Raw genomic sequence first — 17,646 nt, 5'->3', positions numbered from 1 at the left:
GAATTAAAAAAATTATTATGAAAACGAACATATGGAAGCAACTGTCTCTGGTTGCAATAATGACGATAGCTTTGGGAGGTTGTAAAAAGTCCTTTTTAGACCGTGTGAACCCAAATCAGGCCGTAGAGAAAACTTTCTGGGTTTCTGAGGCGAATGCACAATCTGCAATGGCTACTGTTTATTCTCCTATCCGCGGACAAATGTATGGCTATTATGGTGGTTTTACAGGCTGGCATACGATGAACCGTGCCGATGATGTCTGGTTCATTTTAGGTGAGGAGATCATGAACTGGGAGCCGGCTACTTATGCCAATACGGCCAATACCGCGGAAAGTGATTTTAGTAGATTATATAAAACGATCAACCGTGCCAATGTCTTCCTTACTAATGTGAAAAAGGTGCCAATGAGCCAGGAAAAAATCAATGAGCTTTCTGCCGAAGCAAGTTTCTTAAGAGGCTTCTCTTATTTTCTTTTGGCTACCAATTTTGGTGATGTGCCCCTTCGCTTAGTTTCAGCTAGTGAAGATCCTGATGAAGTAATGAAAGCATCTGCGCCGGAAGAATTAATCTGGAAACAAATTGAAGCAGATTTTAAAGCGGCGAAAGAATTTTTGCCGGTTACAAGACCTACAAAGGAAACTGGAAGGGTTACTAAAGGTGCTGCAATTGCCTATTTAGGGAAAACGTACAATTATAGAAAGATGTATGTAGAGGCGGAAGCTGAGTTGAGTATCATTATGAAAGCGCCTTATAGCTATGATCTGACCACTAAATTCGAAGATAATTTCACTGAAAACACCGAATTAAATAAAGAGTCTGTGTTTGAATTAATTTATGATGGAAGTTTTGGAAGTGGCTCATGGGGTTCGGAAAGTGCAACGAGTACTCAGGGTTTTGGGATTCCCAATTTTGTAGGTCCGCAAGGTACCGGTGGTTGGTTCAAATGGATGCCAACAGCTTCTATCGTAGCAGATTTTATCAAGGAAGAAAGACCAACAGGCTCCGATACCAGATTTGATAAGCGGATGTACACCAGTTTTTTCTGGAAACATTCGGATTTTGAAACTGCTACACCAGATGGTGCCTGGTTTGGAAATATGACTTTTGATCAGATTTGGGAGGCTTCGGCTACTAAACGCTTGAGAGGTGAACCAGATTTTCCAACCATTAACGGAAAAAAAGGCCGCTTCCTGATCAAGAAGTTTACTAATTTTTATAAAAATGAGGCTGATGCAAATAGTATGTATAGTCAGAAAAACCAAAATAATAACCTGCGTCTGATGCGCTTTTCAGAGGTACTCTTATTGCATGCAGAAGCAGCCATCAAAACAGGTAAGATTGGTGATGCTGCCAATGATTTGAAACGTATCCGCGACCGTGCCGGATTGGCCAACAAAACCTGGAGTGGCGCGGACGACTTATGGAAAGAAGTGATTCATCAGAATGAATTGGAGTTCTTCTTTGAAGGTCACCGTTTCTTCGATCTTAAGCGTTTTTATAACTATGCTCAAATGAAACAAGTGCTGGTAGATAATAAAAAGCAAGGTGCAGAAAACTTCCAGGCAAAACATTTTTACCTGCCTATTCCACAGAATGAACTGAATACCAATACTTCTATTCAGCAACATCCATTGTGGAGATAAGGTGATTTTAATAGATCATAACATGATAGGAAAAAGAAGAGGTTATACTTTAAAAACAGGGATGCTATGCTTAGCATTCCTGTTTTTTATAGCTTGCAAAAAAGATCAGGTACTGCCTTCGGCAGGGACTGAGTTCCAGAATTCACTGGAGAGCATGGTCAATAATGGTATTTTACTACAGCGCTATACCAAAGAAAAGGAAAACTATGTTTTTCATTTTGAAACTGCCGATATCACCGTTCCGGAGGCCTTGTTGTTAAATATTCAAGAGCAGCCTGACCTATGGAAAACAGTGGTCAATTTTAAAGATAAAACCAGCCTTTCCTTGCTTTCAAAGGGGAATTCCCTGGATTTTATCATTAAGGATAAAGCCTTAAATCCATCAGGATATAATCCTTTGTCGGCCACAGTAGAAGTGTTGTTGCCAGGTAGAGGGAGGGTACAGGTGATTGTAGAGGGGAAACCCGGTACAAAAGGTACAATTACACATTTATTAAGTGCATCAAATCCCCGGCAAGTTATTCCCATATTTGGGCTTTATGCCAATTATAATAATCAGGTGGATCTTGTTTTTACAGATATGGAGGGTAAAGAACGTGGTCGTACTCGTGTTCAAATACAAACGGCCGCACTGGATGTAAAGGCTTTCCCTACTTTTGAAACGGTTGTAGCGCAACAGGATCGCATGGAGCCAGGAGTAAATCTGGTGAGCTATCCCGGAGAAAGTGAACTGGATGTTTCTTGTCCGTATATGCTGGATGCTGATGGAGAAGTCCGTTGGATATTGCAGTTAAAAACCTCAGCGAAACTCCAGAGATTGGCCGCTTCAATCGGATTAAAACGAATGAAGAATGGGAATTTCCTAAGTGGAGATGGGCAGGATAGTCGCATTGTGGAAATCGATATGTTCGGTAATTTGGTTAAGGAATGGGATTTAAAGAAACTGGGTTATACTTTTCACCATGAGGTAACGGAAGCTTCAAACGGTAATTTCCTGATTACGGTTTCTAAATCTGCGGCGCGTTTGTTGAATGGAAAATCAAGAATCAACGACCATATTATAGAATTAAATCCCTTATCTGGTATGGTGATCAAAGAATGGGATTTAGTAAATATGTTGGACAGCGCTCGTTATGACCATGGGGGAGATCTTTCAGGACTGAACTTTTCGCAAACAGCGGGTAATTGGGCGCATAATAATTCCATTGCAGAACATGGTGCTAATTTTTTGGCTACGGTACGTTTTCAAGGGATCACATCCTTTACAAGGGGAGGAACCATGAAATGGATAATTTCTCCGCATAAAGGCTGGGCTGCGGCTTATCAGCAAAATTTATTATCGCCTTTAGATGCACAAGGAAATTTAATTACAGATGCGAGGGTGATTTCTGGTGAAATTGCACATCCGGATTTTGATTGGTCATGGGGACCACATACGCCTGTGTTGATGCCTAACGGCAATATCCTGGTTTTTGATAATGGATATAACCGCCATTTTAAGAACGTCACTTTGGGCAGTACGAATGCACATAGTCGGATTGTAGAATATAAGGTTGATGAGCTGAAACGGACGGTACAACAAGTATGGGCTTATGGAGAAAGTAGGGGAGCTAATGGTTTTTCTGCTGCACTTTCCGGGGTTCAGTATTTGTCGAAAACAGGGCATGTGATGTTCTGTCCGGGGATGGGAGTGAAAACGAATAAAGGTTTAGGAGGCCGGGTGGTAGAAATCGATCCGAAGACAAATGAGGTGATTTATGAGCTGGAGATTACTGCGCCAAGTATGTCGGCTTTTCATCGGGTAACCAGGATGTCTGTTTATCCGAATAATATGTAAGTATATAAAGGGTTGTATCAGTTTATTAAATGATACAACCCTTGGTTTATTGTTTTTACTACCAGCCTTGATTTTCTGTTATGGAAGCCAACTGTATTTAAATCCGGGTACTTCCCCCATATGGTAGTCAAAATTGATTTTACGGCCTGCATATTCCTGTGCATTGGCAATCGCTACGGGCATATTCAGGCTACTCTGGTAAATTCCCAGTCGCTCTTCTTCAAAAGTGGTGATCTCGGTTAGGAGCTGAAGCGAGTGCTCTTTAAGGACTTCCTGAGGAATTTGAATACACACTTGCTCATGTATTTTACAATTTGCTCTGCCAATAGAATATACATTCCCCAGATTGATTCTCTCTGGTACCAGATCGAATTGCGTAAGCCTGTCATTTTCCTGGCGCTTATTCAACAATTGTGCTGAAACGGTTATGTTATCAGGAATGAAAATTGCTTTTTCCTGCATTTGAGGAATAAGGTTCAGCATGATTTCTACCTGTGGTTCTTTTCTTAAGGCATTTAACATGGTTTCAGAGATGACCAGATGGATGGCCTGCTCTGTTGGAAATTTATATTGGGTAGCATCTGCACAAATCCATTCTGCTACATAGTCTTCAATGTTTAATGCTTCATATAGTTTCTTTGATGCTGCTATTGAATGTTCGTTGATATCCAGTAGGTGAAACCTGATTTCTTCCGGACTGAATAAAGTGGTAAATGGAGTTACTAAAGTGGCATAGGGACCGCAACCGGCATAAAGTATATGTAACTGCTGATCAGGAAATGACTGTTTAAGCTTTAGGATTGCTTTGTGGATCCCACGGATAAATACAGCCGTTCTCTGTATTTCTAGTAAGCAATGTGCCGCACCAGTAGGCGAAATCGCCTTTCCAGAAGGTAAAAGCAGATCCGTATCATCCATATTTCCTGCCGAAATTGAGGTGTGGGAGGCATAAAGTTGATGTAGCTCATGAAGATCATCATAGATCTCTTTAAAATTGTTGGGTTTGAATAATAGGGTTTCTGTAGACTGTTTTAAAATCATGTGGCGTTATATTTGATTTGAAATTACGTAAAAAGAGTTTACGTTATAAATTATCTATATATTCCTACCATGAAAAGAGCGATTATCTTTAGCTTGTTATTCTATGTCATTGCTGGTTGTCGGAATACCCAACAAGTTACGGTTCCTAAAAGCGAAGGTCTGCCGATCATCAGTCATTATGTAACCAATAACTTCCCTCACGATACGAACTTGTTTACAGAAGGATTTTTGTTTCATGCTGGTCGTTTAATGGAAAGTACAGGTGCGCCGTTAGACCTGGAGAATACACAGTCTTTAATTGGTGTACAGAATCTGGAAACAGGAAAGTTAAGCGTTAAGGTAACACTGGATAAGTCAAAGTATTTCGGAGAAGGAATCGCTGTACTGAATGGTAAGCTGTACCAGCTGACCTATAAGAACCAGTTGGGCTTTATTTATGATGCCAGCACATTTAAAAAGATTTCGGAATTTAAGTATGCTAATTTAGAGGGCTGGGGACTTACTACCGACGACAAGAGCTTAATCATGAGTGATGGGACTGATAATTTAACCTATATCAGTCCAAATACGATGTCGCCATTAAAAACAATTTCAGTAACAGAAAATGGCCAATCCTTAACACGGATCAATGAGCTGGAGTTTATTAAGGGCTATATCTATGCAAATGTTTATGGGACGAATTTCATAGTTAAAATTGATCCTTCCAATGGTGATGTAGTGGGTAAACTGGATTTGAGTAAAGTGTTTGTCACCGAGAAAAATATGAATCCTGCTGCATTGGAAATGAATGGAATTGCCTATGATCCTATTGCTGATAAAGTTTATATCACCGGTAAATTATGGAGCCATATCTATGAAATAGATTTCAATAAATAAATCAGATCACATGAAGATTAATACCTTATTGTTCTTTATGAGTTTTATGGCTGTATTTCAGCTGCAGGCTCAGGAGGAAAGAATAGATTTTAAGCAGTTTTATGACCAGCATCAGGTAAAAGGAACTTTCGTCTTGTACGATCAAAAGAATGACCGTTACCTTTATTATAATAAGGAGGAATCCAATAAAGAATTCCTTCCTGCCTCGACATTTAAAATCTGTAATTCTTTGATTGCCCTGGAAACAGGTGTGATTAAAGATGAGTATGAGGTTTTGAAATGGGATCAGCAACAGCGCAGGGTTCCGGAATGGAATGCAGATACAGATATGAAGCAGGCATTTAAGAATTCTACAGTTTGGTTTTATCAGCATCTGGCGGAAAAAATAGGTGCCGAGAAAATGGAATACTGGTTGCAGAAGCTGAAGTATGGCAATGAAGATATTTCTGGAGGAATTAATGGTTTTTGGCTTTGGGGTGGCTTGAGAATAACAGCCCTGCAACAGATTGATTTTTTAAGAAGGTTACAGGGAAATACACTCCCAGTTTCTCAACGTAGCATGGATAAGGTGAAGGAGATTATGATTTCATCAAATAAAGAGGGTAGGGTACTTCGTGCAAAAACTGGTGCAGCTAAACAAGATGGTCTTTATCTGGGTTGGCATGTAGGTTATGTAACGACTAAGGATAATGTATATTATTTTGCCAATTGTATTCAGTCAGCAAACAGAGCGGAGGGTTTTGAAGCGGCGAGAACTCAAATCAGCTTTCAGATCCTCGAGCAATTGAACATTTTAAAGAAATAGAAAAACACTTTGTAATTGTATCAGAAGGAAAACGGTTGCTCCTTCATAAGAGAATAAACACAGGTTATTAAACCTAATTAGAATAAATTTCCCTACGCCCTTCCTCCAGAAGGGCTTTTTCATTTTAAAGTAAAAATCTTGTAAAATAAATATGCCTAAGTCCTTGTGTATTAATTACACTATGATTATATTGGATTAACGGTATTTTTATAAACGTGCCAAAATACTGTAAGAAAAAGCCAAAATTATTTATTAAACCCTACAGCCTATGTAACGTAAACTAACTAACCTGACTATTAACTATCCTAACCAAATATCTTATGCTTAAAATCACACCAAATCTCAAAAAGAGGTCTCTCTTTTTGCTGGCTTGCTTGTTCCTAACTTTTGGAGCAGCTGCGCAAGTCAAAGTCACCGGTAAGGTTACCAGCAGTGACGACAAACTACCAATTATCGGCGCTACAGTAAAAGTCAAGAACACGGCCCAGGGAACATTGACAGACCCCAATGGAGCTTTTGCCCTCAATGTCAAACCTACAGATATCCTTACCTTCTCTTTTGTAGGGTACATTACCAAAGAAGTCACAGTAGGTAATCAAACCAGTTTAAATGTTGTATTAAATCCGGATGCCAGTAACCTGAACGAAATCGTTGTTACGGGCTATACCAGTCAGCGTAAAAAGGATTTGACCGGTGCAGTTTCCGTAGTTAATATTTCACAATTAAAAGAGCAACCCGCTGCAAGTGCTGTGGAAGCTTTACAAGGTAAAGCACCCGGTGTACAGATTGTGAATGATGGTGCGCCAGGTTCTACGCCACAAATACGTATCCGTGGTACAACTACTGTTGGTAACAATGATCCTTTATATGTGATTGATGGAGTGCCTTATGAAGGGAAATTGAGCTGGTTAAATCAGAATGATATAGAGTCTATGCAGGTGTTGAAAGATGCTTCTTCTGCGTCAATTTATGGTTCACGAGCGAATAATGGGGTTGTGATCATTACCACCAGAAAAGGAGTATTAGGTCCACCACGTATTACTTTTGATACTTATTATGGTTCTCAGGTACCTAGGAGGGGAACGTTCCCGAAAATGTTGAATCCAATGCAATACGCTGAATATATGTTTGCTGCTTATAAAAATGCAAATCTAAAAGTTGATGCGGGTACCAACTATGGTAATGGGCTAACGCCAACACTTCCGGAATACTTAATTGCAGGTACTAAATCTGGACAAATGATTACTCCCGCCGATGCGGATCCTGCTAAATATAATTACAGCAGGGATCCTGGTACCTTTTATCAAATTACCAAAGCCAATCAGGAAGGTACCAATTGGTTTGACGAAATCACTAAAAGCGCACCAATACAAAACTATCAGTTAAGTGCAGCAGGAGGTGGCGAGAATGCTACCTATAGCTTCGCGGCAGGTTACCTTAACCAACAGGGTACGATTAAGCATACTGGTTTTAAACGCTATAATGTACGCTCAAATACCAGTTTTTCTGCGCTTGATAAAAGATTGCGCTTTGGAGAAAATTTGCAATATTCCTACTCTGAAGGTTATGGAGTTGGGGTAAATCCCAATGTTTCCGGAGAGTACCAGGATGAGGGTAGTCCAATTGGATGGGCTTACCGGATGAACACGATTGTTCCTGTTTATGACATCATGGGGAATTTTGCGGGAACGAAAGGCAGTCAGTTGGGCAACTCAGAAAATCCATTGGCTACTTTATTCCGTGGTAAAGATAATGTCAATAAAAGTAACTTCTTCTTCGGAAACCTTTTCGCAGAGTTAGATCTGGTGGAAGGATTGACGGCTAGAACGAGTTTTGGTCTTCGCTATGAGAATTATAACGGACTAAGCATGCGTTATCCCAATCTGGAGTTCTCTGAAGGGAATAATTCCAATAACCTGAACGAGTATCAGGGCTATACCAGCGAGTGGACCTGGACAAATACCTTGGTTTATAACAAAATATTCGCTGAAAAACACCGTTTGAATCTCCTCCTGGGAACAGAAGCGATCAGCAATAGAAACCGACAGTTAAATGCCGGACGTAATGATTTCTTCCTTTTAGGGGATGTAGATTATTATTACCTGAATGTGGGTACCTCTAATATTAACAATGCGAGTACAGGTACAGTGGGTAGTTTATTCTCTCTGTTTGGACGTGCTGATTACTCCTTTAATGATCGTTACATAGCGAGTGTTACCCTTCGTAGAGATGGTTCTTCTAACTTCGGACCTGAAAATAAATACGGTTATTTCCCTGCGGCAAGTGTTGCCTGGAGACTTTCGGAAGAAGAATTTATCAAAGGTAAAGTGAAATGGATTGAAGATTTGAAATTAAGAGTGGGTTACGGGGAAACCGGAAATCAACGCATTACTTCTAATCAATACCTAAACAGATTCCAGTCTTCATTAGTTAGCTCTGCTTATGGCTTGGAGGGTGGTAATAAAGTAAATACAGGGGTATGGCAAAATGCTTATGCAAATCCAAGTATTAAATGGGAGTCTTTAAAGTCTTTAAACATCGGTTTAGATTTTAGTTTATTTAATTCCGCAATTGATGGATCATTAGATTGGTACAATAAGAAAACCAGCGATATGCTTTTCCCCGTACCACTGCCTGCTACGGCGGTTGGAATGGGTGCCTCTCCATTTGTGAATGCTGGAGATATGAGCAACAAAGGTGTGGAGTTTAACCTGGCTTATCATTATGGAAGAGTAGATAACAAGCCTTTTAAATTTGATGTAGGGGTAAATTTCTCTAAAAACACAAATAAAATTGTGAGTCTGGCCCCAGGAATTGATAATCAATTGTACGGTACTTTTAGAAGTATTACCACAAGTATCCTTCAAAAAGGTCAGCCATTTGGTTCTTTTTATGGTTATGATGTATCAGGAATTTATCAGAGTGCTGCCGATATAACCGGAAGTCCATCTTATACAGGTGCCAGAGTTGGGGGCTTGAAATTTAGGGATGTAAATGGCGATAATCAGATCACTCCAGAAGATCGGACGATTATTGGGAATCCAAACCCCGATTTTCTGTATGCCTTGAGCTTCAATGCTTCTTATAAGAATTTCGACATTTCTATGTTCTTCAATGGAGTGCAGGGAATTGATCTTTATGAAGCTACCAGGTATTTTACTGACTTCTCCACTTTTACCGGTGCGAAAAGTATTAGAATGCTCGATGCCTGGAGTCCTACCAATACCGGAAGCAAAATTCCATCACCGAATATCAGTGCTGGAGAATTGGAATATTCATCCTCTAGTTATTATGTGCAGGATGGTAGTTATTTACGTATGAAAAATCTTCAGATCGGCTATACTGTACCTGTTGAAAAAGTATTTGGACCAAAATGGGGTGTAAGTAAACTTAGGATTTATGCAAGTGCAACGAATCTGTTTACTATTACCAAATACAAAGGACTTGACCCAGAAGTAAGTCAGGAGACAGAAACTTATTCTGCAATAGGTGTAGATCGAGGGATTTATCCTAGTCCACGTCAGTTTCTGTTAGGTTTAAGTGTAGGCTTTTAATGATTAAATGAGAAACGTATGAAAAAGATTAACTATATCATATTCGCAATATGCATTCTTGCTGCAACAGGTTGTAGTAAGTCATTTTTAGATAAGAATCCCCAGGCGGAGTTAATTGTCCCTCAACTAACCACACAGGAAGGTGTAGAAGCAACACTGACCGGCGCATATGGGCTTTTAAATGGAAACACGAACGGTACCTGGGGAAACTACGGTGCCGCACCAAGTCAGTGGTTATTGGGTGAGGTGACCTCCGATAATGCGCACAAAGGAAGCGAAAACGGGGATCAACCCAATATGAATTTATTGGAAAGGCACTCGCCAACCAGTACCAACGATAATCTGGAAAACCTTTGGAACCGCTGTTTTGAGGGTATTCAACGTTGCAACAATACCCTGCAAATTCTAGCATTGGTACAGGCGACAGGGAAAAAATTTCCGGATGCAAGAGCCAATGAAATCATTGCAGAGGCCAGAATGCTGCGCGCTCATTATAATTTCTTATTAGTGAGAGCTTTTAAAAACGTGCCACTGATTACTGAGGCCACCACCGAACCTGCAGTAGACAATATGAAGGATATCTATCCTGCAATTGTAGATGACCTGAAATTTGCAGTGGCCAATCTTACGCCTGCTTCTCCTAAAGGACAGAAAGGTCGTGTTAATCAGATCGCCGCAAAGGCTTATTTAGGAAAAGTGTATTTGTATCAAAAGAACTACCTCGGAGCCTTACCTTTATTTGATGACGTAATCGCTTCAAGACCGGGTATTGAAAGTATTCCTTATGCGAATAATTTTGATGTGAACACGGAAGACGGACCGGAAGCCATATTTGCGGTGCAACATTCTGTAGGTACTGATGGGTCTGGTGGCGACAATGGTAATGTGGGGGATATGCTTAATTTCCCTTATAATGGTAGTCTACCTATCTCTTGTTGTGGTTTCTTCCAGCCTTCTATTGATTTGGCGAATTCTTTTAAGGTGAATGCCAATGGTTTACCTTATCTGGATGGGTCTTATATTATAAATCCTTATGTTTCTGATCGTGGATTGGATAGTGCTGGTAAAGCTAATTATCAAGTGGATAAAAGCATTCCTTTTGATCCCCGCATCGATTATACTCTTGGTAGAAGAGGAGTGCCATTTTTGGATTGGGGAGATATGGCAGGTGATGAATGGATCAGGGATTTCTCGAACGGAGGGCCTTTCATTGCCATGAAAAATGTGATTAAGAAGAAGGATATATCTGGTAATACCGGGCCCGGAAATACCAATATAAGCGGATTAAATGTGAATATCATCCGCCTTGCGGATGTATACCTGATGGCTGCGGAATGTGAAATAGAAGTAGGTAGTGTCCCAAAAGCCCTGATCCTGGTAAATAGGGTGAGAGATAGGGCTTCGAAATTACCTCCGATAAAAATAGGTGCTACAGATGCAGCCGCTTATAAAGTGAGTCCTTACCTGAGCTTTCCAGATCAGACTTATGCCAGGAACGCAGTGCGTTTTGAACGTCGATTGGAACTATCCCTGGAAGGTCATCGTTTTTATGATTTAGTGAGGTGGGGAATTGTGAAGCAAAGATTAAATGATTACTTCAGCTTTGAAGGTGGATTCTTCAATTATTTGCAAGGTATTGTGATGGAAGATCGTGATGCATATTTCCCGATTCCTCAAACACAGATCGACCGTAGTAAAGGGATATTAAAGCAAAATCCAGGCTATTAGCCAATATTTTTTACCTATAAACCGGGTGTTCCTTATCTAGGAACACCCGGTTTTTTTTGAATTAGAAATTCAGAAAAGGGAATCAAATAATGCTAACTTTGGTTTAGCACTACCTTAACCATCTATACAATCCATACAATTACATGAAGAAAGTTATTTTATTGTTTTTTGCCTTGTTGATCACGGTATCCGGATATTCACAAGGCGTATTATCGTTGTTTACACGTTCTCAGGAGTTCCTGAAAGCTATGGAACAGGAAAAGTTTCAGGAGGCACAAGGCTTTTTTGATGAAAGTGTAAAGTCTAAAATCTCGCCTGAAAATCTACAAACTATATGGACTACGCTTACCACAAACTATGGAAAGTATGTAGGGATGGATGTTGTGCAAAGTAAAGCCGAAGGTGATTATTTTACAGTAGCTGTAGATGCGGAATTTGAAAAAGACACCCAGGGATTTTTATTGGTTTTCAATAAAGGTGAAAAGTTAATGGGGCTATTCCCAAGACAGGTGAATAAAGTTTCTGCCTATGTAAAGCCGGCATATGTAGATACCACTGCATTTAAGGAAAAAGAAGTCTACATTGTAACCCCTGGTCACAGTTTAGTGGGTTTACTAACTACGCCTGCTAAAGGGACTAATTTCCCGATTGTGGTGTTTTTACATGGTTCAGGTCCAAGTGATATGGACGAAACCGTAGGACCAAATAAACCTTTTAAAGACCTGGCAGCAGGTTTAGCCAGTAAAGGAATTGCGAGCATCCGTTATGTAAAAAGAACATTGGCTTACTCAGGTGATTTTAACAAAGCATTTACAGTAAAAGAAGAGGTGATGGACGATGCATTAGCAGCGGTTGCATTGGCTAAAAATACCCCAGGTGTAGATAAGAGTAAAATCTTTGTATTCGGACACAGTATGGGCGGAATGCTAGCGCCAAAATTAGCGATACAAGCACCGGAAATTAAAGGAATTGTAATTGCTGCAGCTCCAGCAAGGAAATTAACTGACTTGATCGAAGAGCAGAATAAAAATTCAGTAGCGCAAGCCAAGGATACTACAGGTAACCTCCAAAAACAATTGGATGAAGTATTAAAGGAAACGGCAAAAACCAGGTTTACTACGTTAGGAAAAATGAAGCCGGATTCGGTAATATTAGGCTTACCAGCTTCCTATTGGGCAGATTTGAATCAATATGATCAGGTGGCTACCGCGAAGAAACTGGTTAAGCAAAAGATTTTTGTTGTTCAGGGAGCTTTTGATTTTCAAATAGCTCAGCAGGACTTTGACCTTTGGAAAGCAGGCTTAAGCAAGAAAAGCAATGTCAGCTTTAAGTTATATCCTGATTTAAACCATTTGTTTATTCCCCAAAAGGAAAAAGGAGACATGAGCCAGTATGCAATACCAGGCAGTGTTTCAGGAGTACTTGTAGAGGATGTGGCGAATTGGATAAAAGCAAAATAGGAAAAAGGGGGGATCATTCCCCCCTTTTTGCCATTACCTGTTTGTGCCATTGCTTCATCACTTTGCGGCCGGCAATCGCGGCTTTATCCGTGTTTTTTTGGCCAGTCTCCAGGTGTTTAAATACCACCTCTGCTAATTCAGTCATGAAGGGTTCGTGTTCCGCCATCTCCAGTTCATTGTCTTTCCCCTGCTGACCAAGATAGCAAAGGAAAAATAGCGTAGCCCAGCGCTGGTCGCCGTCTGGCTGACTATAATAAAAAGGGAAAGAAACCCGTTCAACAAATTTTTGTAGTAGCTCTTGTGGCTCCACTTTAAACAGGTCGCAGAGGATACTGAAATCTTCCGTGGGATTAATGGTTACATTCATTTTCATTAGCATATAGATTTGGTTAGTTTTAAATGGCGGCAAGAACCCGTTGATAGTACTGGTAATAGACCTCCTGATATTTCTTTACCCGTTTTTCGTAGTCTCTAATGATAAATAACCAGAGGTGGAGTTCCTGTATCTGGTCGATAAATTGTAATTGTAAGTTCTGAAAGGCATAATTGGTAGGATGCTTTATACCTACATCCAATGACTTGTAAAAAAAGCCCATCGCCTGATTTTCTACCACTCTTCCTAGTCCGATATTGGCATGAGTGATGGGTAAGGATATTTGCGACATAAAATATTGCAGGTATTCTTCGGGTGTACAGTTGTGGATCTCACACAACAAGCAATAATCCATAGTCAGTTCCAGGCTGATGTTTTCTTCTAGTAGGAGGCTTGTGTTTTGCGTCTTGGAGCGGTCCATGGCCTCATAGATTTTTTTGACAATAGGCGCACAGCGTTTTCTTTTTTTAGAATGCGCTTGTTCTGGTGTTACTGCAATCCGGATAATTTCCTGAATGTACTTTAAAATCGATTCCCTTTGTTTTAGAAAAGCTTTGGTACTCTCTCTACGTATGGAAATGGAGTAGTTTAACAGCGTATTTGTTGCGGCCCGGTAGAGGTCATCCGATTTCTGACTCAAGGAGTCATAAAAAGAAGCATGGTCTATGAAAAGTTGCAATAATTCTGCGATAGGCAGTTGATAGGTTGCACAGGCAATCTTAAATTCCAGAGGAATAGGTAGTAAACTAGGTGTTTTAGTATTCATGGTTTGAATTGTTCTAGGTCAGCGAGTTTTTTCATTCCGGTGATTTCAATTTCAGAAAGGATGCTTCCCTTCCGGTTTGGTTACCCAATATAGGGACGCATCACTCAAATACTTTTTCATACATACAACCATGATCTTTGGACTTGATTCTTTTCAGCTTTGGAAAATCCTTCTTTTTTGTTAAAGTAAGCAATGCGGTTTGAAGGTGTCTTGGCGCTATGTTTTCTGATAACGTACTGCGACAAGTCTGGTAAATTTGAAGCGGAGATTGTGGGGTATAAAACAAACGGCCTTCAAAAAGTACGTTTAGCATGGCGGCAAGCTCAGTTTCAGTTTCCTTTTCATCGACATTAGGGTTCATCGGGTTATTTTCTATCAGATGGAAGATTTGAGTTTCAGTTCCATCTTTTTCTAAGCGTACCATTTTAAGCTCTGTTTTTCTGGGGCTACCAATTTTTACCAGCTGGTATTCGCCAATGGTTTTTAGGTTTTCAAAGTTCGAAATCAAGCCAACCAGTGATTTTTCTTCTACGGCATGACGGAAACAATGCATGTCCTCAAATGTAAATCCAATGCTGATCAGCTCTTCTTTTTGTTTCATGTAATCATTGGTATATCCCATCAGAAAGGAAAGTTCTGAAGTGCTATAACCTTTAGCTATCCTTTTAATCATAAAGCTGTATAACATGCCTACATTTACTGAGCTAAGCATGGCTTTAGAGATGACTGGGTCTGGGTAATTGTTCTTTTTTTTCATACACAAGAGTCGTAAATTATAATGAACGTATAGATAATCAATACAAACGTATGTATAATATGACAAATTAACCAATTGGTGTATAGATTATCTTTCTCATTTATATATTTATCTGTACTAAGGACCCAAAAAACCATATTTGTCATGACCAAATTAGGAATATATTTAGCAAAAAGATCTGTGAATAAATCGCAGGTGGCTAAAAGAACAGGCTTAACAAAAGCCAGAATGAATGAGTTGACTTTAACGGAAACGTCTAAGTTGAGAGCAGAAGAATTGTATCTTATTGCTTTAGCGATCAATGTAAATCCTTGCGATATGCTGGGTGATATCTGCGAGGGCCTGGTACTACTATCAGAAAGCTATTGATCTTTTCTACGTATTTATAAGGTCATTATTGCTTTTTTTAAATCTGTGGCAAAATTGTTGCTAGTAATCAGCAGAAGTTCAATTTAAAAACAATTTAATTATGATCAAAAGAATACATGTGCTTGAAGATGATGAAGATATCAGGTATATCATTGGCGTTTTACTTAAAGATGAAGGATATGAATTGCAACTATCGTCTACTTTTTCAGAGCTAAAAGGGAAACTGAAAGATTCAGTGCCTGATTTATTCATTTTGGATGTAATGTTGCCTGATGGAGATGGAGCTGAAATCTGTAAAGATTTAAAAACGGATATGTTTACCAAACACATTCCTATTATTGTGATGTCGGCAAACGACCAGAATAAAGAACTAAGTATTACTGCGGGAGCTGATGATTATGTGAGCAAACCTTTTGATATCGATTATATCGTGAAAAGAATTAAAAAGTTACTGGTAAACTAGTACCAGAAACACAGCATAAAAATGGCCCCTGATATTTTTAAATATCAGGGGCCATTTTTTTTATAATCTATCGCAATTAGAACAACTGGCAATGCCTGCTACAATTTGCAAAGGTTATTAAATAGAAACAGGGATAAACCTTGGAGAGGTATCCCTGTTAATTGATAGTTGGCCCACCACAGACCAACCTAAACCAAACAAACTACGACTATAACGGATTTAATTCTGGGAAAGTTTTGAGTATTTGAAATTAAACATTTCTATGACAATAGGCGCTGTTTATCCTAATAAGAACTGATGTATAATAGCGCGCTGGAAAGGCCGTTCAGGCAGTAATTCGTCTAGCCTTTAATAGGGGTTTTTAATTGCTGTGTGTTGATTAACAGCTCTTTATGTTAATCCTTTTCTACAGCACTTATTTTACATCGATATATATTATATTTGGCCTAAATACGAGAATAAAATGTCAGATCAGAAAAAAGAAATATTTGATGGCGTAGCTCAACGCTTAAAGATTGAAGGATTTAATGTGGTTAATCGTGATGAAAGCCGTCCTTGGGGAGGTTTTTTCGTAATTGATGAAGACCAGGCACAACAATTTGCCAATGTTTATTTTGATGGATTAAATGTTGATGAATTGAAAATATCAGGTAAACTGAGCCCTAAAATATTAATCGTTGCGCCTAATACACGTTTATCGTGGCAATATCACCACCGCCGTGCAGAAATATGGAGAGTGGTAAATGGTACGATAGGTGTTTCTACTAGTGATACAGATGAGCAAGGTGAAGTACAACAACTTACTCCAGGCCAAACCATCAAATTGAAACAAGGCGAAAGACACCGTTTAATTGGTTTGGACGATTGGGGAATTGTTTCCGAAATCTGGCAACATACTGATCCAAGCAACCCATCTGATGAAAGCGATATTGTAAGAGTACAAGACGATTTCGGTAGATAAAACCAGATAGACACGATTTAATCCCGTATTGGTAAAACTTATACGGGATTTTTTTTGCTATTTTGCAACCCAAACATCCAGACCTACCAAAGGTCTCGTAAGTACGTACACATACAAATATGATTATTTTAGTTTTTTTTCTTTTACATTGGTTCCTCTCCCTATTTTCACAAACTTTCTTTTTACACCGTTATGCCTCGCATAAAATGTTTAAAATGAACAGCTTTTGGGAGAAGTTTTTTTATGCCATTACTTTCTTGTCTCAGGGATCCTCGTTTTTAAATCCAAGAGCCTATGCGATCCTTCACCGGATGCACCATGCTTTTAGTGATACTGAAAAAGATCCGCACTCTCCACATTTCGTTAAAGACGTATGGGGAATGATGATTAAGACCAAAAACATTTACCTGAATTACTCTAAGCACAACATTGAGCCAGAAGAGCAGTTCAGAGATAAATACCCTTCATGGCCGATCATCGATAAAATCGGTGATTCCTGGATCACAAGGATTGTCTTTATCTGCTTTTATGTATGGTTTTATGTGAGCTTCGCAACTGCCTGGTGGATGTTTCTTTTATTGCCAATCCATTTCTTAATGGGCCCTATTCATGGTGCCATTGTAAACTGGTGTGGCCATAAATACGGTTATTCTAACCATGATAATGACGACCACAGTAAAAACTCTTTGCCTTTGGATTTTCTTATGCTGGGCGAATTGTTTCAAAATAACCACCATAAAAAACCGAATAACCCGAACTTCGCTTCAAGATGGTTTGAGTTTGATCCTACTTATCCAGTGATGAAGGTGATGCACTGGTTGCATATCATCCGAATCAGGAAGGTTTAAAAACACCTTATTATGGCAACACCCTATCTTAATTTTTTTAGTAGCGTGTTGCCATAAAAAAAAACAAGTTTATACAAAAAAATAAAAACCAATAGCTCTTAAATAACGTATAGTTAAACGAGTAGGTTGATGTTCTTGATCAACTATCGCTTCGTTTTCCAAATA

Annotated in this window: 15 protein-coding genes; 11 read left to right on the top strand and 4 right to left on the bottom strand. The window is 39.4% G+C overall.

Annotation, left to right across the window (positions count from 1 at the left end; genetic code table 11):
• Positions 1 to 17: 17 nt before the first annotated feature.
• Both R2S10_RS11060 and R2S10_RS11055 read left to right on the top strand, forming a co-directional pair.
• Positions 18 to 1,643, top strand: coding sequence for a RagB/SusD family nutrient uptake outer membrane protein (locus R2S10_RS11060; protein ID WP_316840506.1), 1,626 nt, complete (start codon positions 18 to 20; stop codon positions 1,641 to 1,643).
• Positions 1,644 to 1,665: 22 nt separating this feature from the next.
• On the top strand, positions 1,666 to 3,480 hold the full coding sequence (locus R2S10_RS11055; protein WP_316840505.1) for an aryl-sulfate sulfotransferase: 1,815 nt from the start codon (positions 1,666 to 1,668) through the stop codon (positions 3,478 to 3,480).
• Between the two features lie 78 nt (positions 3,481 to 3,558).
• On the opposite strand, the gene R2S10_RS11050 is transcribed toward R2S10_RS11055, so the two are convergent.
• Positions 3,559 to 4,521, bottom strand: coding sequence for a class I SAM-dependent methyltransferase (locus R2S10_RS11050; protein ID WP_316840504.1), 963 nt, complete (start codon positions 4,519 to 4,521; stop codon positions 3,559 to 3,561).
• 69 nt (positions 4,522 to 4,590) lie between these two features.
• On the opposite strand from R2S10_RS11050, the gene R2S10_RS11045 reads away from it, so the two are divergent.
• The 5 genes from R2S10_RS11045 to R2S10_RS11025 all read left to right on the top strand — a co-directional run bounded on the left by R2S10_RS11045 (position 4,591) and on the right by R2S10_RS11025 (position 12,944).
• Complete coding sequence (locus tag R2S10_RS11045) at positions 4,591 to 5,397, top strand: glutaminyl-peptide cyclotransferase (protein ID WP_316840503.1); 807 nt, start codon at positions 4,591 to 4,593, stop codon at positions 5,395 to 5,397.
• A 10-nt stretch (positions 5,398 to 5,407) separates the two neighbouring features.
• A complete protein-coding gene (gene blaOXA / locus R2S10_RS11040) occupies positions 5,408 to 6,202 on the top strand; it encodes a class D beta-lactamase (protein WP_316840502.1) in 795 nt (264 codons plus the stop codon).
• Between the two features lie 320 nt (positions 6,203 to 6,522).
• Entirely contained in the window at positions 6,523 to 9,756 is a 3,234-nt protein-coding gene (locus R2S10_RS11035) for a TonB-dependent receptor (protein ID WP_316840501.1), read from the top strand.
• Positions 9,757 to 9,774: 18 nt separating this feature from the next.
• Positions 9,775 to 11,484 carry a RagB/SusD family nutrient uptake outer membrane protein gene (locus tag R2S10_RS11030; RefSeq protein ID WP_316840500.1) on the top strand — a complete coding sequence of 570 codons (1,710 nt, stop codon included), beginning with the start codon at positions 9,775 to 9,777 and terminating at the stop codon, positions 11,482 to 11,484.
• 143 nt (positions 11,485 to 11,627) lie between these two features.
• Complete coding sequence (locus R2S10_RS11025) at positions 11,628 to 12,944, top strand: DUF3887 domain-containing protein (RefSeq protein WP_316840499.1); 1,317 nt, start codon at positions 11,628 to 11,630, stop codon at positions 12,942 to 12,944.
• 13 nt (positions 12,945 to 12,957) lie between these two features.
• Here the strand turns inward: R2S10_RS11025 and R2S10_RS11020 are convergent, their stop codons facing one another.
• The 3 genes from R2S10_RS11020 to R2S10_RS11010 all read right to left on the bottom strand — a co-directional run bounded on the left by R2S10_RS11020 (position 12,958) and on the right by R2S10_RS11010 (position 14,840).
• Positions 12,958 to 13,317 (bottom strand): hypothetical protein, encoded by a 360-nt coding sequence (locus tag R2S10_RS11020; RefSeq protein WP_316840498.1) that lies wholly within the window; start codon positions 13,315 to 13,317, stop codon positions 12,958 to 12,960.
• Positions 13,318 to 13,339: 22 nt separating this feature from the next.
• On the bottom strand, positions 13,340 to 14,083 hold the full coding sequence (locus R2S10_RS11015) for a hypothetical protein (RefSeq protein ID WP_316840497.1): 744 nt from the start codon (positions 14,081 to 14,083) through the stop codon (positions 13,340 to 13,342).
• A gap of 100 nt (positions 14,084 to 14,183) precedes the next feature.
• On the bottom strand, positions 14,184 to 14,840 hold the full coding sequence (locus R2S10_RS11010; protein ID WP_316840496.1) for a hypothetical protein: 657 nt from the start codon (positions 14,838 to 14,840) through the stop codon (positions 14,184 to 14,186).
• Positions 14,841 to 14,984: 144 nt separating this feature from the next.
• On the opposite strand from R2S10_RS11010, the gene R2S10_RS11005 reads away from it, so the two are divergent.
• The 4 genes from R2S10_RS11005 (at position 14,985) to R2S10_RS10990 (ending at position 17,481) form a co-directional block, all read left to right on the top strand.
• Positions 14,985 to 15,209 carry a helix-turn-helix transcriptional regulator gene (locus R2S10_RS11005; RefSeq protein WP_316840495.1) on the top strand — a complete coding sequence of 75 codons (225 nt, stop codon included), beginning with the start codon at positions 14,985 to 14,987 and terminating at the stop codon, positions 15,207 to 15,209.
• 100 nt (positions 15,210 to 15,309) lie between these two features.
• Positions 15,310 to 15,672, top strand: a complete 363-nt coding sequence (locus tag R2S10_RS11000) for a response regulator transcription factor (RefSeq protein ID WP_316840494.1) — start codon at positions 15,310 to 15,312, stop codon at positions 15,670 to 15,672.
• Positions 15,673 to 16,135: 463 nt separating this feature from the next.
• Positions 16,136 to 16,633: a phosphoheptose isomerase gene (locus R2S10_RS10995; protein WP_316840493.1), complete on the top strand. Its 498-nt coding sequence runs from the start codon at positions 16,136 to 16,138 to the stop codon at positions 16,631 to 16,633.
• 119 nt (positions 16,634 to 16,752) lie between these two features.
• Complete coding sequence (locus R2S10_RS10990; protein ID WP_316840492.1) at positions 16,753 to 17,481, top strand: acyl-CoA desaturase; 729 nt, start codon at positions 16,753 to 16,755, stop codon at positions 17,479 to 17,481.
• Positions 17,482 to 17,646: the final 165 nt, after the last annotated feature.

The organism is Pedobacter gandavensis, from assembly GCF_032678745.1.
In the GTDB taxonomy this organism is placed as follows: Bacteria; Bacteroidota; Bacteroidia; order Sphingobacteriales; family Sphingobacteriaceae; genus Pedobacter; species Pedobacter gandavensis_C.
This window is presented reverse-complemented; position numbering and strand designations above follow the sequence as displayed.

Excerpts from the sequence above, each read along its gene's own strand:
- R2S10_RS11060 (WP_316840506.1), top strand. The coding sequence starts at position 18 with ATGAAAACGAACATATGGAAGCAACTGTCTCTGGTTGCAATAATGACG.
- R2S10_RS11055 (WP_316840505.1), top strand. The coding sequence starts at position 1,666 with ATGATAGGAAAAAGAAGAGGTTATACTTTAAAAACAGGGATGCTATGC.
- R2S10_RS11050 (WP_316840504.1), bottom strand. The coding sequence starts at position 4,521 with ATGATTTTAAAACAGTCTACAGAAACCCTATTATTCAAACCCAACAAT.
- R2S10_RS11045 (WP_316840503.1), top strand. The coding sequence starts at position 4,591 with ATGAAAAGAGCGATTATCTTTAGCTTGTTATTCTATGTCATTGCTGGT.
- blaOXA (WP_316840502.1), top strand. The coding sequence starts at position 5,408 with ATGAAGATTAATACCTTATTGTTCTTTATGAGTTTTATGGCTGTATTT.
- R2S10_RS11035 (WP_316840501.1), top strand. The coding sequence starts at position 6,523 with ATGCTTAAAATCACACCAAATCTCAAAAAGAGGTCTCTCTTTTTGCTG.
- R2S10_RS11030 (WP_316840500.1), top strand. The coding sequence starts at position 9,775 with ATGAAAAAGATTAACTATATCATATTCGCAATATGCATTCTTGCTGCA.
- R2S10_RS11025 (WP_316840499.1), top strand. The coding sequence starts at position 11,628 with ATGAAGAAAGTTATTTTATTGTTTTTTGCCTTGTTGATCACGGTATCC.
- R2S10_RS11020 (WP_316840498.1), bottom strand. The coding sequence starts at position 13,317 with ATGAAAATGAATGTAACCATTAATCCCACGGAAGATTTCAGTATCCTC.
- R2S10_RS11015 (WP_316840497.1), bottom strand. The coding sequence starts at position 14,083 with ATGAATACTAAAACACCTAGTTTACTACCTATTCCTCTGGAATTTAAG.
- R2S10_RS11010 (WP_316840496.1), bottom strand. The coding sequence starts at position 14,840 with ATGAAAAAAAAGAACAATTACCCAGACCCAGTCATCTCTAAAGCCATG.
- R2S10_RS11005 (WP_316840495.1), top strand. The coding sequence starts at position 14,985 with ATGACCAAATTAGGAATATATTTAGCAAAAAGATCTGTGAATAAATCG.
- R2S10_RS11000 (WP_316840494.1), top strand. The coding sequence starts at position 15,310 with ATGATCAAAAGAATACATGTGCTTGAAGATGATGAAGATATCAGGTAT.
- R2S10_RS10995 (WP_316840493.1), top strand. The coding sequence starts at position 16,136 with ATGTCAGATCAGAAAAAAGAAATATTTGATGGCGTAGCTCAACGCTTA.
- R2S10_RS10990 (WP_316840492.1), top strand. The coding sequence starts at position 16,753 with ATGATTATTTTAGTTTTTTTTCTTTTACATTGGTTCCTCTCCCTATTT.